Genomic DNA, 16,470 nt, shown 5'->3' with positions numbered 1-16,470 from the left:
CTCAAGCGTAATAAAGCTGCATAAATTCCTTTAAATGAACTTTTTGTTGCCCTTGCTCATCAAAGTTGTTTGTATCGAGCCATGCTGCATATGCTTGAGACAACATTGGCCAATCCTGATCCAACATCGCAAACCAAGCAGTATCACGATTACGACCTTTCACTATCACATGTTGACGAAACAACCCTTCAAATTGAAAGCCAAAACGCAAAGCAGCGTTTTTCGAAGGCGTGTTCAAGTCATCACACTTCCACTCCACCCGTCTATATCCCGCTGCAAAGCATGCTTTTAACAACAGATAAATAGTTTCTGTTGCTGCGGTTGATTGCTTCATTAAACTTGAAAAATAGACATTGCCAATTTCAATGACAGCATGTGCAGGGCGTACATTGAGCAAAGCAACCCATCCTACAATGGCATCACCAACCTCAATGACATAATGCATCGAACCGGCAAAATAAAAGGATTGCTGAAAATAATCACGCAATTGCTGCATGCTTAGAATTTGAGAATAAGGCAAATACGTCCAACAACGTTCATCGGGTTCTTGTTGTACTGTCTGCCATAGCCGCTGTAAAAGACTATCATCAAGCTGATCGGGCAACATCGGAATAAGCCGAACAGATTGCCCCACTTCGGTTTTACATCTGAACTGGCAAGGTTCAAACTGCGTCAACGTCATCCCTACAGACTGACCCCATTGATTATATTGTTGTGGCATAGCTAATATTCTTTTAGTCAATTCATTCAAATCATTTCATGTTGGACGCCCATCATCCAGACATCACAGCTTAAATGCGCTCACGGATTGACGAGTGTATTTTTTATAATTAACACAAGATGTGATCGATATCACAGCTTTAAAATTTTACATGTGTATAAATAAAGCCTATTCCCTATAAATTTTAAGTTTTTTACCCAATTCAACCGTTCAGTAATTTCTTTAAACGCATTTTTCCATTACACTATTCCTTATAACTTTTGTGCTTTTACTTTCGATGTGAGATCGAAGCGAAAGCTGTCTGCATGCCTTTGAAAATTCGCGTGGCCTATAATTGCAATGAACCAAACTGTCCATAATTCTATGGAAGATGCTCCACACATTCGCGTTTTGGATGAGTGGCAAGAAGCTATTCCAGAAGATTTGTACATTCCACCCGCTGCATTTGAAATTCTATTAGAGCATTTCGAAGGACCACTCGACTTTCTGATTTACCTGATTCAAAAAAATGGCTTCGACTTATTACAAGTCGATATTGCCCCGATTGCATCCCAATATTTGTCTTATATGGATGCAATGAAATCCCTAGATATTGAATTAACCGCAGACTATATGGTGATGGCAGCCCTATTGGCCGATTTAAAATCGCGTCTATTATTGCCAAAACCTAAATCGACCGCAGCACATGAACAAGATCCTAAACAAGAATTAATTGACCGTTTAGAAACCTATTTGCGCATCAAACAAGCTGCGGAAAGATTAGGTCAAATGACAGTATTGGATCGAGATACATTCGATACCAATGTCAGTTTAGGAACAATAGTCGAAACCAATGATGGCTATGACATTCAATTACTTCGTGATGCCATACTCTGTGTCTTTAATCGACCAGAACCGGTTACCCACCAAATTTTACAAGAACCTGTCTTACTCGAAGAACGTATTGCTTATATTGAAACTAAGCTTGAGTCAGGTGAAGTATTAGATTTTGCGGACTTACTCAAACCAAGCCAAGGCCGCATGGGTGTTGTCGTGACATTTATGGCCGTGTTGGAACTGACACGCCAACAAAAAGTTCAAATTGTCGCATCAGGTGTAGAAGCACCGCTTGCAATTCAGGGAGCACGTGCATGAACACTGAACTTAAACAAATGACTGCGGTGTCTTCAGAAGATAATCTGCATGAAATTTTGATGCAGCTTGAAGCCATTATTTTTGCCAGTGAAGCGGCGGTGAGTATTGCCCGTTTAAAAGAGGCTTTCCAAGACCGTTTCAGTAAAACCGAATTACGCCAATATTTGCAGCAACTTTCAATGCTGCAACACGGCAGATCAATTGAACTTGTTGAAACTGCTCAAGGTTTCCGTTTTCAAGTACGTGCAAAATATCGTAATATTATTGCACAGACCTGGCCTGAACGACCAACTCGTTTATCGCCATCCTTGCTCGAAACTCTTTCTGTCATTGCTTACCATCAACCGGTAACCCGCGCAGATATTGAGCAAATCCGTGGGGTGACCAACAATAGTCAAATTTTACGTACGTTATTTGACTGGAACTGGATTAAAGAATCTGGTTTTCGTGAACTCCCTGGACGACCCGCGTTGTTAGTTACAACGCCTCAATTTTTAAATGCTTTTGGTCTGACCTCTTTGGGCCAATTGCCTCCCCTGCAGGATGCCAAGGAAGCTTTTATGGCCCTCGATGCGAATGCACCGAAGTCATAAATAGGTGAACTGTTGATGATAATTTCTAAGGTTATGCTGTCATGAGTGAAAAATTGCAAAAGGTGCTCGCACGCGTTGGTTTGGGTTCTCGCCGTTATATGGAAGAAGTCATTGCCGCTGGTCGTGTGAGCGTAAATGGGCAAGTTGCCCAAGTGGGTGAACGTATTGAACCGGGTGATGAGCTTCGCATCGATGGTCGTAAAGTTCAGTTCCAAATTGAAGACGAAATTCGTCGCCGTGTGTTGATTTACTACAAACCAGAAGGCGAAATTTGCTCACGCAATGACCCTGAAAACCGTCCAACGGTATTTGAACAATTACCTCAAATTACCGGTGATCGTTGGGTGATGGTGGGTCGTCTAGATATCAACTCTACAGGTCTATTGCTGTTCACGAATGACGGTGAACTGGCGAACCGTTTAATGCACCCTTCTAGCGAAATCGAACGTGAATATGCCGTTCGTGTCATGGGTGAAGTCACTCCTCAGTTAAAAAACAACATGTTACAAGGCGTTGTTTTAGATGATGGCCCTGCAAAATTTGAGTCATTCTCTGAAATTGGTGGTGACGGTATTAACCGTTGGTATCAAGTGGTCGTAAAAGAAGGTCGTAACCGCGAAGTTCGTCGTATTTTCGAATCTCAAGGCTTAAAAGTGAGCCGTCTTTTACGTACACGTTATGGTTCAGTAATTCTGCCACGCGAACTACGTACTGGTCGCTGGATCGAGCTAGATAAACAAGATATCGACAACTTAACCAAGTCCGTTGAGCTTAAACCACGTCAAGGTACTGGCCTGTTTGGTATGGCGAAACGTCGTACTGAACGTATGCAAGATAAACCAATGGCAGCACGTCGTGGTGGTTACTTACGCCAACAACGTCGTGACAGTGACGAAAACCAGCCACAACAAAGCAATGGTTATCAAGACAATCGTGGCGAACGTCGTACTGGTGGTACTGAAGGTGGATTCCAAGGCAATGGATTTAATCGTTCAGAGCGTCGCAACGACGGTTTCAACAATAACCGTAATGATCGCAACAGTGAAAACTTCGGTAACCGTGAACGTCGTAACGACAATTTTGGCAATCGTGAGCGTCGTAATGACTCTGTGCCAAGTCGCGCATTTAGCGGAAACAACAAAGGCTTTAAGAAATTTTAATTTCTTAAGTATAAAAAAACCGCTCATTTGAGCGGTTTTTTGTTTCTTTATACTGACGGAATCAACACTGACGGAATCACTGGAACATCAATCCATAACGCCTCTGGAAAGTGTTTGGCTAAATATGCTTTTAAATATTCAGCAGTATCTTTAGAAATCAATACATCTTGCGATTCATCATTTAAATTATAAGCCAGTGCATAAAGCGCCAAGCCACGACTTTTTAGTGCTTCCAAACTTAAAATCGTATGGTTAATGCTGCCCAAACGCCCCGAAGTCACCAAAATAACGGGATATTGCTTCTCTACAACATAGTCGATGGTTAAAAGGTCCGTAGTCAATGGCACCATCAACCCTCCCGCACCTTCGAGTAAAACGTTGTCATATTTTTCAGTTAAACGTTTTGTCGCGTATTCAATTTTAGCAAAATCAATGTCACGTCCATCGAGTTTGGTGGCGAGATGTGGCGACGCAGGATAACTAAATATTTCAGGCATCGTAAGTTTGGTTTCATCTTCGACCAACAACCTCGTACCCATAATTTGACGATGTTGTTCTATATCCTCAGAAATATCGACATTGCCCGTTTGGATCAACTTTTGGGTAATAGTTTTTTGGCCCTGCTCATTCCACAATTTCGCTAAATAACCCGTCGCATAAGTTTTACCGATGCCTGTGTCTATTCCACTGATAAAGTAAATTTGAGCCACTTATTTTTTCCTTACAATACATTGGATGGGATGATAGGTCAGCGGATACTGAAAATCCTCTGAATCAGGAGCATGTACAAACTGTGCATAATCCAGATAAAACTGTTGCAAAGTGCTTTTTGTCCAGCGATGTTGTGCCGTTGCAGTCACTCCCGTTGCCTTAATATGCTGAAGCACATCGCGGGGATGCTCAAAATACAATTGCTGTACCTCTTGCTTCATCATGACAAATTCAAAACCACAATCCATCAAAAACCGTTGCAGCAGATGAATTTCAAAATAATCCAAACCGCAGCCCGTCAGTTGCTTCATTTCACGCAAATTTTCCGTACCAAAACTGCTGAATACAAAATATCCTTGTGGCTTTAAAGCTTCATATATTTTGCTAAACAACTGCGGTAAATCGGACATCCACTGCAAAGCAGAACTTGAAATAACCAAGTCTAAGTTTTGCGGAAGCGCCTGCTTTTCAATATCACCCATCAGCAGATGGGTATGGGTCTTTTGCAAAAAGGTAGCATCTTGCAAAGTGACGATATTTTCAGACAAGTCATTCAAATATAAAGTATCAATTGAACAATGCTTTAACACTTCCTGCGTGAACATTCCTGTACCGCAACCAATTTCCAAAGCCTGATGCCAATGTTTTTTCCCGACATACTGATCCATCAGTCCTGCCAGCTCTGTGCAGATTCTTTTTTGAACCACAGCCTGCTGATCATAGGTCAACACAGCTTTAGAAAAGCGCTGCTTAATTTGAGATTTATCCAGCATCTTACTCTGCCATTAGTTGCTTGATTAATGTATGCAGCTCTTCTTGACCAATGTTGGAAGTCAAAGAGATGCGTAAGCGCGAACTATGCTGCGGCACAGTGGGTGGACGTACAGGCATGATATAAAAACCTGCTGCTTGCAAAGCTTGAGCCTTTGCTACAGTTTTATTCGACTCGCCAATAATGACGGGCACAATATGTGATGTAGATGGACAATCAAAACCTTTGTCTTGCACAGCTCGCTGCAAACTTTGACTGATTTGCTGTAAATATTGACGCTCTGCTTTTAAATTTAAAACATTCTTGAAGATAAAATCTGTCCACGCCATACAGATCGGGGGCTGTGCGGTACTAAAAATCAACGGTCGCATCGAGTTAATCAAATAGTCACGAATAATCGAATGACAGATGAGATACCCCCCTATTGAAGCCAGTGCTTTACCAAATGTCCCGACTAAAAGATCAATATCATCCATCACTTGATATTGTTCAGCACAACCTAAACCTCGCTCACCGCGCACACCAATGGCATGCGCTTCATCGACATACAGCATGACTTTGCTAAATTGCCTTTTGATCCGTACCAGTTCAGCTAAATCTGTTTCATCACCATCCATGCTGAAAATCGATTCAGTCACTACAATGATCCGCTCAAAAGCCTCATTTTCATGATATCTGCATAAAAGCTGAGATAAATGTGCCAAATCATTATGGCGATAGCGCACATATTTCGCAGTTGATAAGCGGATGCCATCAATCATACTGGCATGAATCAACTTATCCGCCAATATCAAGGTTTTACTGTCTGCCAGTGCAGGTAAAATCCCGATATTCATGTGATAGCCGCTGTTAAATAACAGTGCTGATCGGCCATGAAAGGCATCACTTAATGTTGATTCAAGTTGCTCATATTCTGGAAAATTCCCCGTCAGCAATCGAGAGGATGATGAACTCATCCAACGTTGATTATTCGGGGTCTCATCAAAAAACTGTTCACGAAGCTGAACATTGGACGCCAAGCCCAAATAGTCATTTGACGCCAAATTCAACATTTTGTGATCATGAATACTAATGTAACGATCGTGCTGATGATTTGACGTGAACTGACGTAAGTTGCCATGCTGTTTCAGCTGATCAAGCTGCTCTGAAAAATGGTTGAGCAGATTCATGCTGGCTGCTCCATGTTTTTCACCACCTCAACCATGTGTTCTAACAATGTTTTTAATTCATGCTCAGAAATAATATATGGCGGCATGACATAAACCAGCTTACCGAATGGACGAATCCAAATGCCACGACGGACGAACTCCTGTTGTAGCGTTTTCATATCGACATTAAAGGTCAATTCCACCACACCAATTGCACCAAGTATTCGTACATCTTTGACATGTTCAAGCGATGAAAGTGCTGGTAAATGAAACTTCAATTGTGTTTCGATACGTCGAATATTCGCTTGCCAATCTCGAGACAGCAGCAGTTCGGTACTTTTTACTGCGACCGCACATGCCAACGGATTTGCCATAAAGGTTGGGCCATGCATAAACACACCCGCTTCGCCTTGGCTGATCGTATTCGCAACTTTCTGCGTAGTCAGGGTTGCAGACAAGGTCATATAACCGCCTGTCAGTCCTTTACCAATACACATAATATCTGGCTCAACTGCGGCCCATTCCCAAGCAAAGAGTTTTCCTGTTCGCCCGAAACCTGTCGCGATCTCATCGAAGATCAACAAGATATTGTATTTTTCGCAGAGTAATTTAGCTTGACGTAAATATTCAGGATGATAGAAACGCATACCTCCGGCACCTTGCACGATCGGCTCTAAAATCAGGCCTGCAATCTGCGCATGCTGTTCAGAGAGAGTCTTTTCTAGCTCAGCAATATCCGCCTGATTCCACGCTTGGTCAAAGCCAACTTGCGGCGCAGGAACAAAAATTCGATTTGGTAAACTTGGGCCAAAAATTTGATGCATCCCTGTCACGGGATCACACACAGACATCGCATTCCAAGTGTCGCCATGATAGCCAGAACGTGGTGTGACAAAATTAGTTTTATTCGGTTGATGTAAAGATGCCCAATACTGCACTGCCATTTTCAAGGCTACTTCGACAGCAACCGAACCTGAATCGGCAAAGAAGATTTTATCTAAACTGGGCGGTGTGATTTTTAACAGTAATTTAGCCAGTTGAATCGCGGGATCATGTGTCAATCCACCGAACATGATATGTGACATCTGTTGCAGTTGATCGGTCACTGCCTGATTTAGCTCGGGATGGTTATAACCATGAATTGCACACCACCATGAAGACATACCGTCAATCAATTGACGACCATCTTCAAGCTCAATCATTACCCCTTGCGCACGTTTCACTTTAAACGTTGGAAGGGGCTGAGTCATCGATGTATAGGGATGCCAAATATGCTGCTGATCAAATTGTAGATCGGTTAAATTGACCATCCCTCACTCCATGTATCAGGCTAAAACATCAATGTGGCAAGATGTTACCCCCACGCCAATGAAAAATAAATTGCCATAAAGCCCAGCTATTCAGAGATTTGTTCTATTTTCTTTAAATATTGGCAGATTTTGCAACTTATGACCTCAGATTGAAACAATGGAAAGCCATGTGAGCCAGAAACCAATTCTGTCTCCAAAAACTTTACAGCTAAATTACGCAGTAAGCGTTCAACTTTGTAACTAACCAAATAATCTTGCTTAGCAAAAATATGGTATTGATGACCTGTGTAGTTTTTCAAGATACTGACATTATTAAGCTTCTCCAAACAGTTTAATCCTGCTCGAAGCACATCTAAATTTTGCGCTTGAATCAAACTTTGCAAGATGATGAAATCTTGCTTGGTGCTATAAGTACCCTGACAAACCATATAACCAAACTTTTTTAGGGTCGAAATTGCATCCTGCTCGAAAGATTGTTTGAAGCTTTGAAAAGTCGCTTGATCCATCGCAGCAGACCACTTTTCATGAGCCACAAAACTTGGATTTGAGCCAAGTGTGATCAGCACTTTTTGTTGTTGATATTTTTTTTGAATTTCATCTACCAAAATCGTCGCCAATTGACCACCAAGTGACCAGCCAATAATCACATCAAATTGCTGCGCCAATTCAACTTTCTGTTCGAGCACTTCTAGATTTAAGGCATCAAAAATATTCCATAATTCGACCTGATAACCTTGTGTGATCAATGCCTGCTGTAAAGGAGTAAGTAATTTACGACCGCCGCCCCAGCCAGTAATAAGTAAAATATGTTGATTCAATGCAAACTCTAAAATTAACCGATTCCAAATAGTATAAAAGTTCAAAGTAAGTTTGATAGTGGCATTTCAGCACATCAACCGATTTGCAAAATACATTTGGAATCAATTTCAATAGATATAAAATCTGACTGCCTACATCGCTTTAAAATTTGCTAAGATCAGATAAAGAACAATATAAACTGATGCTCTATGAAAGTTTCTTCATTCCTTAAAATCTGTTTCATGACATATGCTTTAATAGCAACTACCCAAATCACAGTTGCCGAAACATCAATACTCAGCACCAGTCAAAACAAACAAAAACAATGGGTAGGCACACCCGCACCCAACTTTAAATTGCAAGATCAAAATGGAAAATGGCACGAACTGAAGCAATATCAAGGGAAATGGCTCGTTCTGTACTTTTATCCCAAAGACAACTCACCCGGTTGTACAGAAGAAGCCAATCAATTTAAAACCCTATATCCACAATTTTTAAAAAGTAATGCGGTTGTTTTGGGTGCAAGCTTAGATGATGTTGCATCACATCAAAAGTTCTCTAAAGCACTCGGACTTCCCTTTCCAATTCTTGCCGACCAACAGCATAAGCTGGCGACTCAGCTAGGTATTGTACGAAACTTAGGGATTTTGAAAGTTGCCAAACGTGAAACCTTTCTGATTGATCCGAAAGGCATTATTGTGTATCACTACACCAGCGTGAATGCACAGACACACGCGACGAAGGTCTTGGCAGATATTAAAAAACTACAACAATAGTTTTCATGGTCCAATAAAAAACCCAGCAGAAGCTGGGTTTTTTATATTTTATTAATTACATTTGAGACTGAATATAGTTTGGTAGACCAATAAGTTCGATCAAACGCATTTGCTTTTCAAGCCAGTAGGTATGATCTTCTTCAGTATCTGACATTTGCTGACGGAGCATATCACGGGTCACATAGTCACCCTTTTCTTCACACAATTTTACGCCTTGTGCAAGTTTCTCACGCACATGATATTCAAGCGCCAAATCTGCTTTTAAACAGGTCACAACGTCTGTACCGACTTCAATATCATCACGATTCATATTCGGTGTTCCTTCAAGGAACAATACGCGACGAATCAATGCATCTGCATGTGAGCCTTCTTCTTGGCTTTCATGATCGATACGTTCAAAGATTTTGCTCAGGCCCCAATCTTCATACATACGGGAATGAATTAAGTATTGATCACGAGCAGCCAGTTCGCCACCGATCAGCATATTTAAGTAGTCTACGACTTCTGGATTGCCACGCATTTTCTTCACTCCATACCCTTTTCAAATATTATGGACAAGTTTCAAAATGAATGCAAAATATAATTTTTGTAAGTTTATGATTTATATAAAATTTAAATGATAAGCATACGCATTTTCAGTTCAATTCAGCGCATTTTTCACATATAAAAGAAGCCCTTGCAGAATATTCAATGCATTTAGAACACGAAATAATCAAAAATCGCTGGATGCTGTTTTTTGTAACAATTAACAATGCGTCTTGTTTAGCAAAAATATCTCCTGATTGATTCAACACATGGTGCTTATCGATATGGGAAACTTTATATCGATACCCTATGCATTGCAGTCAAGAGCAAGGTGAACATTTCCAAATAAGACAGGCTTAAGCTGAAGTCCAACGTGCATTCTTCCACGCTTGCTGCTGCTTTGAATCTAAAAAAGTCCAAGCGACAAAACGGCTTTCTTTTTGTCCCTGCGTCATTTTAATGGTTTTCACATCCACTGCGCCGCTCTTCGCTAAGGCCTTTAAAAGCACTGGCAATGTTGTTTTCTTGGAAACTAGTGTACTAAACCAAAGGCATTGCTCAGCAAAATGAATACTCTCTTGCACCATTTGGCAGACAAATCGTTCTTCGCCGCCATCACACCAGAGTTCGTTTTTTTGACCGCCAAAATTTAACACCACCTTAGTCCTATCAACTGGCTTGCCTAGTTTTCTTAATTTTTGCGTTGCGGTCGTGTTGGCTTCATCTTGTGAGGCATGAAATGGCGGATTACACATGGTCAAATCAAAACGATCTGAAGGTTTAATCACACCATTGAAAATATTGCTCGCTACTTTCTGCAATCGAATCTGAATGCCTTTACGCAGATTCGGGTTGGCCTCCACAATAAATTGAGCACTTTTAACCGATGCAGCATGTATGTCTGAGCCTACAAATTTCCAGCCATAGCTGCGATGACCAATAATCGGATAAATACAGTTCGCGCCCACCCCAATATCTAAGACTTGAACGTTGTGTCCTGTTGGAATCTGCCCTTTGTTGTTGGCACTCAACAAGTCAGCCAAATAGTGAATATAGTCCGCTCGCCCCGGAATAGGCGGACAAAGATAATCTTGAGGAATATCCCAATATTGAATGCCATAAAAATGCTTGAGCAATGCTTTATTCAACATTTTCACAGCGTGCGGATCAGAAAAATCTACCGATAAATCGTTATATTTATTTGGGCTGACAAAAGGTGCAAGTTCCTTACAGCTCTTGATTAACTGAGGAAAATCGTAACGACTACGGTGCAGATTTCGTGCATGTAATTCCGACTTTTGCTGCGGAAAAGATTTCTTTGCTTGCGCCATATGTATGCCAATATTCAACGGGAGAACAGAATCATCTGATAAGGCAGGATATCTACCTGCAAATTAGTTGATATTGTACGTGAATTTGACCATCAATGACGCCCCAATCCTTTTATTTGTCTATCTGCAAATCAATAACCACGTGGACATCTATTCTTATTTAATCTGTACATTTTTGGTTGCTATAGCATTAGATTTCATTAAAAAAACCGTGGAAGATGAAGAATCAACAAAAAAGCCCAATCTGTGATGATAGGGCTTTTCATATCAGCATAAAATAATGATTTATATGAAATAAAAGTTAGTTAGTATTCGTATAGCGTGTATTATGTTAATTTTAGGGGAACTTAATATTCATTATCCATCTAAATCAAATATATCTAGAGAATCAACATACGGTAAGATCATATAATTATGATCTGATAAATGTCGTTTCAACCTACTACTAGTTTCTTGATTATAAGAATAAATGTTATCTAATTCTTCGAAGAGAGAATCCAGTTTCTCTAAGGTAAAGCTTGGCTTCTTGATAAAAAATAATAAACTCGCACCTAAGCCAACATATTCTAGATCAAAATTCTTATCCAAATATTGGATTAAACTGAAAGATTCAAAAGGAGATAGATCACAACTAAAATATCCATTGAGCTGTGCTGCAAATTTTTCATGATCATTTTCAGAATTAACTAATTTAATTTGAATAACTTCATCTAAAATTTTTTCAGGCTGCTCATTAATTTTTAATAAAACAGATAGGTCTTGATCACTATAATTAAATTTTCCATGTAGATCATGAATATTCACCTTATTTTCAGATCTTAATAATTGATCAATATGATACTTAACCTGAAATGGCAGGGTGTTGTCATAGCTTATATCTTCATCTTCACCCTCTTCAATAATTTCCGATGTATCAAAATAAAGTCCATCTCCCATCGAAGCATGCATAGACGTATATTCACACTGTCCTATATCTTCTAAAAGCATTAACACTTTCTTAGGAGCATTTTTTGCTTTAATTTCTAAATACAAATTGAGAACATCTTTCCAAGATTTAGATTCACTAATTGTTGCAAAACACAACAATTCTTGAGCCTCATCACTTAAAAGGGGATTTGCTTTCTTTTCGATATTAAGTGTAGTCATAAGATTTTTAGAAAGTTAACTGAAGCCAAGAATTATGTCAGATCTCCTCCATTTAACATAATGGCTGTTATACGGAATGAACAGAACAGGAAGCCTAGACCTAAGATCTAGGCTTTAAATTAAAGCTCACAAGTTAGATATGACTCTTTGTCCATTTATTTATGAGATTTTGCGCCCATAATCATAAGAATATGCATCTATCCAACACTCATCCCATCTGAGCATTTTTAAGATCAATAAAAAATCACTTTTGTAGCGCTCTCATGAGATTTCTGCTGAATTTAGAGCACATTAAACTCAATAATAAAAATATATTTTTTCAAATTAATCAAAGACAAAACTAAATATTCTCAATATGATAAAAAATGCGTCAATTAAAGTTGAAGAACATGAATACCAAGACAACACCGATACTCGTTACAGGCGCCACAGGCTATATTGCCAGCTGGGTCATTAAAAATCTGCTTGAACAAGGACATACAGTTCACGCCACCGTACGCGATCTGAATAAGAAAAAAAGCTTTGCTCACTTAGAGAATATCGCAAACCAAAGTACTGGCACATTCAAACTGTTTGAAGCCAATTTACTTACACCGCATGCCTTTGATGAAGCCATGCAAGGCTGTGAAATTGTGATCCATATGGCATCCCCTTTTGTAGTGACCAACTATAAAGATGCAGTAAAAGATATTATTGAGCCTGCGGTAATAGGCACAGAAAATGTATTAAACAGCGTCAACCAAACAGAATCTGTAAAACGCGTGGTGGTGACATCCAGTATTGCTTCAACTTATGGCGATGCGATCGACATTAAGCAAACAGCAAATAACCAATTTGATGAGTCTCACTGGAACACCACCAGCTCTGAAACCCATCAGCCCTATCCATATTCAAAAGTCATGGCGGAGCGCAAAGCTTGGGATATGCAAAAAGCACAAAACCGCTGGGAACTGGTTTGTGTCAACCCAGCGCTGGTTCTTGGCCCTTCACTAACTGCGATGACCAAGTCTGGCAGCGTTGAAGTGCTTGAGCAGTTTGCTAACGGTATGACCCTCGCAGGTGTACCGCCGATGTGGAATGGCATTGTAGATGTCCGTGATGTTGCGGATGCACACTTGCAAGCAGCCTTTAACCCAAATGCAAAAGGCCGTTATATTATCAGCGGCGGCACGCTCAGCCTGCTGGAAATGGGCAAAATTCTGCGCCAGCACTTTGGTCCAAAATTCCCCTTCCCGCGCAACCAGTTGCCTAAAGCCGCATTTAAATTGTTTGGCCCTCTTGCAGGTTTCCCACGAAAGTTTGTTGAACTGAATATGGGTTACCCAATTTACTTTAATGCTGAAAAAAGTAAAAAAGAATTGGGCATTGAGTACCGAAATATTCAACAAAGTGTGGTTGAACATTTCCAACAACTCCTCGATGACGGTGTGGTTAAGCAATATATTCCGTAAATCATTCATTTGCAAAAAAGCCACCTGACGGTGGCTTTTTATATAAAAAAACTAAACTAACTTAGAAATCAAAAGTCACGCCAACTTTATAGGTACGTGGACCACCCACTAAGGCATAACCTGAGTTGAATGTACCTTCCCAATATTGCTCATCAGTCATGTTATCAACATTGGCTAAGAATGTAGTATTACACCACCCAAATTGGTTTTATAACGCGCACCTAAATCTAAAATTGTATAGTCTGGCAGTTTAAGTGTATTGGTTTCATTTAAGTACTGTTCACTCACGTAGTTTGCACGCGCATTAACATTCAAACCATCCACATACGGCACTGCATAATCCAAGCCGAGTGTAGCAGTAAAGTCAGGAATACCATACACCGTATTACCTTGATTGGTTACGCCACTTTTCACCGCTGCTTTGGTATATTCAGCGTCAATATAAGCCAAGCTACCCATCAGATTTAGTCCAGTATAAATCTCCCCAGAAAATACCCACTCGACGCCACGTGAACGTGTTTCTGCATCATCTGTTGTGATTTGGTTGACACTACTACCTGTATTTCCATCAGAATAATCAGAAGACATCGTCGATGGTTTTTCAATTTGATACAGTGCAAATGTATTTAACCAACTACCTGTTTGATATTTAGCACCCAATTCATATTGTTTGGTTTGGAATGGCGCAAAGGTGACATTATTGTTGGCATCTGCAACATTATTCACCGTTACACCTTCAGAAAGACCTTCAACATAGTTTGCATAAATAGAAAGATTCTCACCAAATGGTTTAACCACAACAACTAAGCTTGGGGATATTTTATCGTCTTGATAGCCTGTATTTTTCTGTAAATTCTTTGTGTCGATATCTTGATAACGTGCACCAACAATAAATTGCAACTTATCATCCAACATTGAAATCTGATCAGATACCGTATAGCTAGTATATTTATTATCTAAATTCGGTTTAACCACTGGGTACGCAGAAGGCATCCCTACAGTCGTATCAGGATCATACAAATTAGTTGAATTAATTTTCTCTTGTGTTGCCGCAACATGCTGATCTGTTTCTTTGGTCAAATAATCAGCTCGAACATTTACAGCATGTTTTACAGCACCCGTATTAAACTTATATTGAATACCTGTATTTGCTGATGTAATCGACTCTGATGACCCCGTACGATAGTACTGAGATGTGGCATGACCATCTGCTTGGCCAACGACAAGACGCGTACCAAAAATATGGCCACTATAGGCCTTTTCAATATGTCCTACACCTGCATAAACATTTAAGTCAGGTGTAAATGCATATTCACCACTTAAGCCTACAAACTCACTATCAGTATGGCCTTCCAAATTTTTAAAATAGTTGGTATCGCCTTTAGGTGCAGCAAGCACGCCATTATAGGTATGGCCACGAGCATCTTTGACACCAAATGCCACCATCGCAGGCGAACCACCATTACGGTCATCACGTACAGCATACGCATCAAAATTCAGTTTCAATTTATCTGTTGTATAATCAGCAGCAATTGCACCTGAAGCATGTTTATCATCCATGCCTTCTATGATGTGCTCACCTTGACCATAAGCACCATTCACACGTAAGCCAAACTCTTTTTCAACACCAAAACGACGTGAAACATCAAAGCCTGATTGATAAAAGCCACCTTCTTCCATTGAAGCTGAAACTTGAGTTTTTTCTTTATCTGCACGCTTAGTTTTGGCAATGACAACACCACCCACTCCACCTGCAGGCGACATACCTGCAACCAATGCATTCGGACCTTTTAAAACCGTTACCGAATCTAAAAATTCAGTTGGTACACGCCCATAAGGTGCCATACCATACATACCATTCAATGCAATATCATCATGATTAACATCAAAACCACGTAGGTTAAAGTTTTCATTCAAGTGGCCTTGATTGGTGGTAATGCGGATACTTGCATCATTTCTCAGCACTTCACCCACGGTGGTCGCTTGCTGTTCTTCAATTAATTTTTCACTATATGCAGCAACGCTAAATGGCGTATCAACAATTTTTTTATTTCCCAAAGCACCAAGGTCTGTCTGCGCTTTCAACTTACCATTTGCAAGTTGCTTTTCTGCAGGCACCTCAACCTCAATCGTCTCAAGTACCGTTGTATCCGCTGCAAGCGCACATGTTGCCCCTCCAACACCGAGCAGCACCATAGTTATAGAACGTACTAAGTATGTTTTTGCAAAATTATTCATCATTTCAAGATTAGTTTTATTTGAATAAGAGTGATTATAATATTTAGAATAATTCTTAACTGCATCATGAATCCCGATGATTATATTTTTTTAATGAGAAATATAAATATTAATTTTTTATAAATTATCGACAACACAAATGTAAATATTTGTTTTTAATTATTTTTATAAAAAATAAAAACACAAACTGTGTATGTTCAATTAAAGCTCTTACGCAAACAAATGATTAATTAACATACAAATAGTTTGAACTTTTACATGCGTTATTGCCCCTTTGAATAGATTTATCCATTTACATCCAATGATTATTCAAAAGCTTTGTACACGACAAAAAAAGATAACTCATTGAAATAATGGCATAATACTTGTTTTCTGACGACGAATATGATGACACATTTCAATGAGTTACATCTCATCTTAAACAAATATCTAAAGTGGAACAAGTCACATGCAAAATGTTTTACACTGATTATGCTTGCATTAATTGTAAAACAGACATGTAATCTTTCTTCTGCATCTAAAGCCTTACCCATCAAGTGCTTACCACAATCATTTTATCGACGTATACAACGCTTCTTTGCAGATCAGTATTTCGATTATCGTCAAATTTCTCAGTTAATTTTCAATATATTTTCATTCGATAAAGTCCAATTAAC

Annotated in this window: 14 protein-coding genes and 2 pseudogenes; 6 read left to right on the top strand and 10 right to left on the bottom strand. The window is 39.7% G+C overall.

The features are described 5' to 3' along the window. Position 1: 1 nt before the first annotated feature. A complete protein-coding gene (locus tag FTU17_RS04315; RefSeq protein ID WP_180134762.1) occupies positions 2 to 721 on the bottom strand; it encodes a GNAT family N-acetyltransferase in 720 nt (239 codons plus the stop codon). A 339-nt stretch (positions 722 to 1,060) separates the two neighbouring features. On the opposite strand from FTU17_RS04315, the gene FTU17_RS04310 reads away from it, so the two are divergent. The 3 genes from FTU17_RS04310 to rluB are packed head-to-tail and all read left to right on the top strand — an operon-like array spanning position 1,061 to position 3,608. Further along, positions 1,061 to 1,855 carry a ScpA family protein gene (locus FTU17_RS04310; RefSeq protein WP_180005437.1) on the top strand — a complete coding sequence of 265 codons (795 nt, stop codon included), beginning with the start codon at positions 1,061 to 1,063 and terminating at the stop codon, positions 1,853 to 1,855. Beyond that, the gene (gene scpB, locus FTU17_RS04305) at positions 1,852 to 2,448 is read left to right on the top strand and encodes an SMC-Scp complex subunit ScpB (protein ID WP_078190063.1); all 597 of its coding nucleotides are present in this window, start codon (positions 1,852 to 1,854) and stop codon (positions 2,446 to 2,448) included. The genes FTU17_RS04310 and scpB overlap by 4 nt, the downstream gene beginning before the upstream one ends. A gap of 41 nt (positions 2,449 to 2,489) precedes the next feature. After that, positions 2,490 to 3,608 carry a 23S rRNA pseudouridine(2605) synthase RluB gene (gene rluB / locus FTU17_RS04300; RefSeq protein ID WP_180134761.1) on the top strand — a complete coding sequence of 373 codons (1,119 nt, stop codon included), beginning with the start codon at positions 2,490 to 2,492 and terminating at the stop codon, positions 3,606 to 3,608. A gap of 47 nt (positions 3,609 to 3,655) precedes the next feature. Here the strand turns inward: rluB and bioD are convergent, their stop codons facing one another. The 5 genes from bioD to FTU17_RS04275 form a co-directional block, all read right to left on the bottom strand. Beyond that, positions 3,656 to 4,318: a dethiobiotin synthase gene (gene bioD, locus FTU17_RS04295; protein WP_180005439.1), complete on the bottom strand. Its 663-nt coding sequence runs from the start codon at positions 4,316 to 4,318 to the stop codon at positions 3,656 to 3,658. Then, complete coding sequence (gene bioC / locus FTU17_RS04290; protein ID WP_180005440.1) at positions 4,319 to 5,092, bottom strand: malonyl-ACP O-methyltransferase BioC; 774 nt, start codon at positions 5,090 to 5,092, stop codon at positions 4,319 to 4,321. Between the two features lies 1 nt (position 5,093). Beyond that, a complete protein-coding gene (locus tag FTU17_RS04285) occupies positions 5,094 to 6,260 on the bottom strand; it encodes an 8-amino-7-oxononanoate synthase (protein ID WP_180134760.1) in 1,167 nt (388 codons plus the stop codon). Then, the gene (gene bioA, locus FTU17_RS04280) at positions 6,257 to 7,549 is read right to left on the bottom strand and encodes an adenosylmethionine--8-amino-7-oxononanoate transaminase (protein ID WP_180011985.1); all 1,293 of its coding nucleotides are present in this window, start codon (positions 7,547 to 7,549) and stop codon (positions 6,257 to 6,259) included. The genes FTU17_RS04285 and bioA overlap by 4 nt, the downstream gene beginning before the upstream one ends. Positions 7,550 to 7,635: 86 nt before the next feature. Continuing rightward, positions 7,636 to 8,367 carry a YqiA/YcfP family alpha/beta fold hydrolase gene (locus tag FTU17_RS04275; protein WP_180134759.1) on the bottom strand — a complete coding sequence of 244 codons (732 nt, stop codon included), beginning with the start codon at positions 8,365 to 8,367 and terminating at the stop codon, positions 7,636 to 7,638. Between the two features lie 222 nt (positions 8,368 to 8,589). Between FTU17_RS04275 and FTU17_RS04270 the strand changes: the two genes are divergently transcribed. Continuing rightward, a complete protein-coding gene (locus tag FTU17_RS04270) occupies positions 8,590 to 9,123 on the top strand; it encodes a peroxiredoxin (RefSeq protein WP_257222520.1) in 534 nt (177 codons plus the stop codon). A gap of 55 nt (positions 9,124 to 9,178) precedes the next feature. Here the strand turns inward: FTU17_RS04270 and bfr are convergent, their stop codons facing one another. The 3 genes from bfr to FTU17_RS04255 form a co-directional block, all read right to left on the bottom strand. Continuing rightward, a complete protein-coding gene (gene bfr, locus FTU17_RS04265; RefSeq protein WP_067762676.1) occupies positions 9,179 to 9,643 on the bottom strand; it encodes a bacterioferritin in 465 nt (154 codons plus the stop codon). 361 nt (positions 9,644 to 10,004) lie between these two features. After that, positions 10,005 to 10,979, bottom strand: coding sequence for a 23S rRNA (adenine(1618)-N(6))-methyltransferase RlmF (rlmF, locus tag FTU17_RS04260; RefSeq protein ID WP_180105694.1), 975 nt, complete (start codon positions 10,977 to 10,979; stop codon positions 10,005 to 10,007). A 357-nt stretch (positions 10,980 to 11,336) separates the two neighbouring features. Continuing rightward, positions 11,337 to 12,125 (bottom strand): hypothetical protein, encoded by a 789-nt coding sequence (locus FTU17_RS04255; protein WP_180011991.1) that lies wholly within the window; start codon positions 12,123 to 12,125, stop codon positions 11,337 to 11,339. Between the two features lie 389 nt (positions 12,126 to 12,514). Between FTU17_RS04255 and FTU17_RS04250 the strand changes: the two genes are divergently transcribed. Beyond that, entirely contained in the window at positions 12,515 to 13,576 is a 1,062-nt protein-coding gene (locus tag FTU17_RS04250; protein ID WP_373684055.1) for an SDR family oxidoreductase, read from the top strand. A 61-nt stretch (positions 13,577 to 13,637) separates the two neighbouring features. Here FTU17_RS04250 and FTU17_RS04245 read toward each other — a convergent pair. Continuing rightward, positions 13,638 to 15,814: pseudogene (locus FTU17_RS04245) on the bottom strand (TonB-dependent receptor). 387 nt (positions 15,815 to 16,201) lie between these two features. Between FTU17_RS04245 and FTU17_RS04240 the strand changes: the two are divergent. Continuing rightward, positions 16,202 to 16,470, top strand: a pseudogene (locus tag FTU17_RS04240) (IS4 family transposase); the annotation flags it as partial.

The sequence above is a fragment of the Acinetobacter sp. YH12070 genome, from assembly GCF_013419625.1.
Taxonomy (GTDB): domain Bacteria; phylum Pseudomonadota; class Gammaproteobacteria; order Pseudomonadales; family Moraxellaceae; genus Acinetobacter; species Acinetobacter amyesii.
This window is presented reverse-complemented; position numbering and strand designations above follow the sequence as displayed.

Excerpts from the sequence above, each read along its gene's own strand:
- FTU17_RS04255 (WP_180011991.1), bottom strand. The coding sequence starts at position 12,125 with ATGACTACACTTAATATCGAAAAGAAAGCAAATCCCCTTTTAAGTGAT.
- FTU17_RS04310 (WP_180005437.1), top strand. The coding sequence starts at position 1,061 with ATGAACCAAACTGTCCATAATTCTATGGAAGATGCTCCACACATTCGC.
- FTU17_RS04315 (WP_180134762.1), bottom strand. The coding sequence starts at position 721 with ATGCCACAACAATATAATCAATGGGGTCAGTCTGTAGGGATGACGTTG.
- FTU17_RS04285 (WP_180134760.1), bottom strand. The coding sequence starts at position 6,260 with ATGAATCTGCTCAACCATTTTTCAGAGCAGCTTGATCAGCTGAAACAG.
- bioC (WP_180005440.1), bottom strand. The coding sequence starts at position 5,092 with ATGCTGGATAAATCTCAAATTAAGCAGCGCTTTTCTAAAGCTGTGTTG.
- bioA (WP_180011985.1), bottom strand. The coding sequence starts at position 7,549 with ATGGTCAATTTAACCGATCTACAATTTGATCAGCAGCATATTTGGCAT.
- bfr (WP_067762676.1), bottom strand. The coding sequence starts at position 9,643 with ATGCGTGGCAATCCAGAAGTCGTAGACTACTTAAATATGCTGATCGGT.
- FTU17_RS04270 (WP_257222520.1), top strand. The coding sequence starts at position 8,590 with ATGACATATGCTTTAATAGCAACTACCCAAATCACAGTTGCCGAAACA.
- scpB (WP_078190063.1), top strand. The coding sequence starts at position 1,852 with ATGAACACTGAACTTAAACAAATGACTGCGGTGTCTTCAGAAGATAAT.
- FTU17_RS04250 (WP_373684055.1), top strand. The coding sequence starts at position 12,515 with ATGAATACCAAGACAACACCGATACTCGTTACAGGCGCCACAGGCTAT.
- rlmF (WP_180105694.1), bottom strand. The coding sequence starts at position 10,979 with ATGGCGCAAGCAAAGAAATCTTTTCCGCAGCAAAAGTCGGAATTACAT.
- rluB (WP_180134761.1), top strand. The coding sequence starts at position 2,490 with ATGAGTGAAAAATTGCAAAAGGTGCTCGCACGCGTTGGTTTGGGTTCT.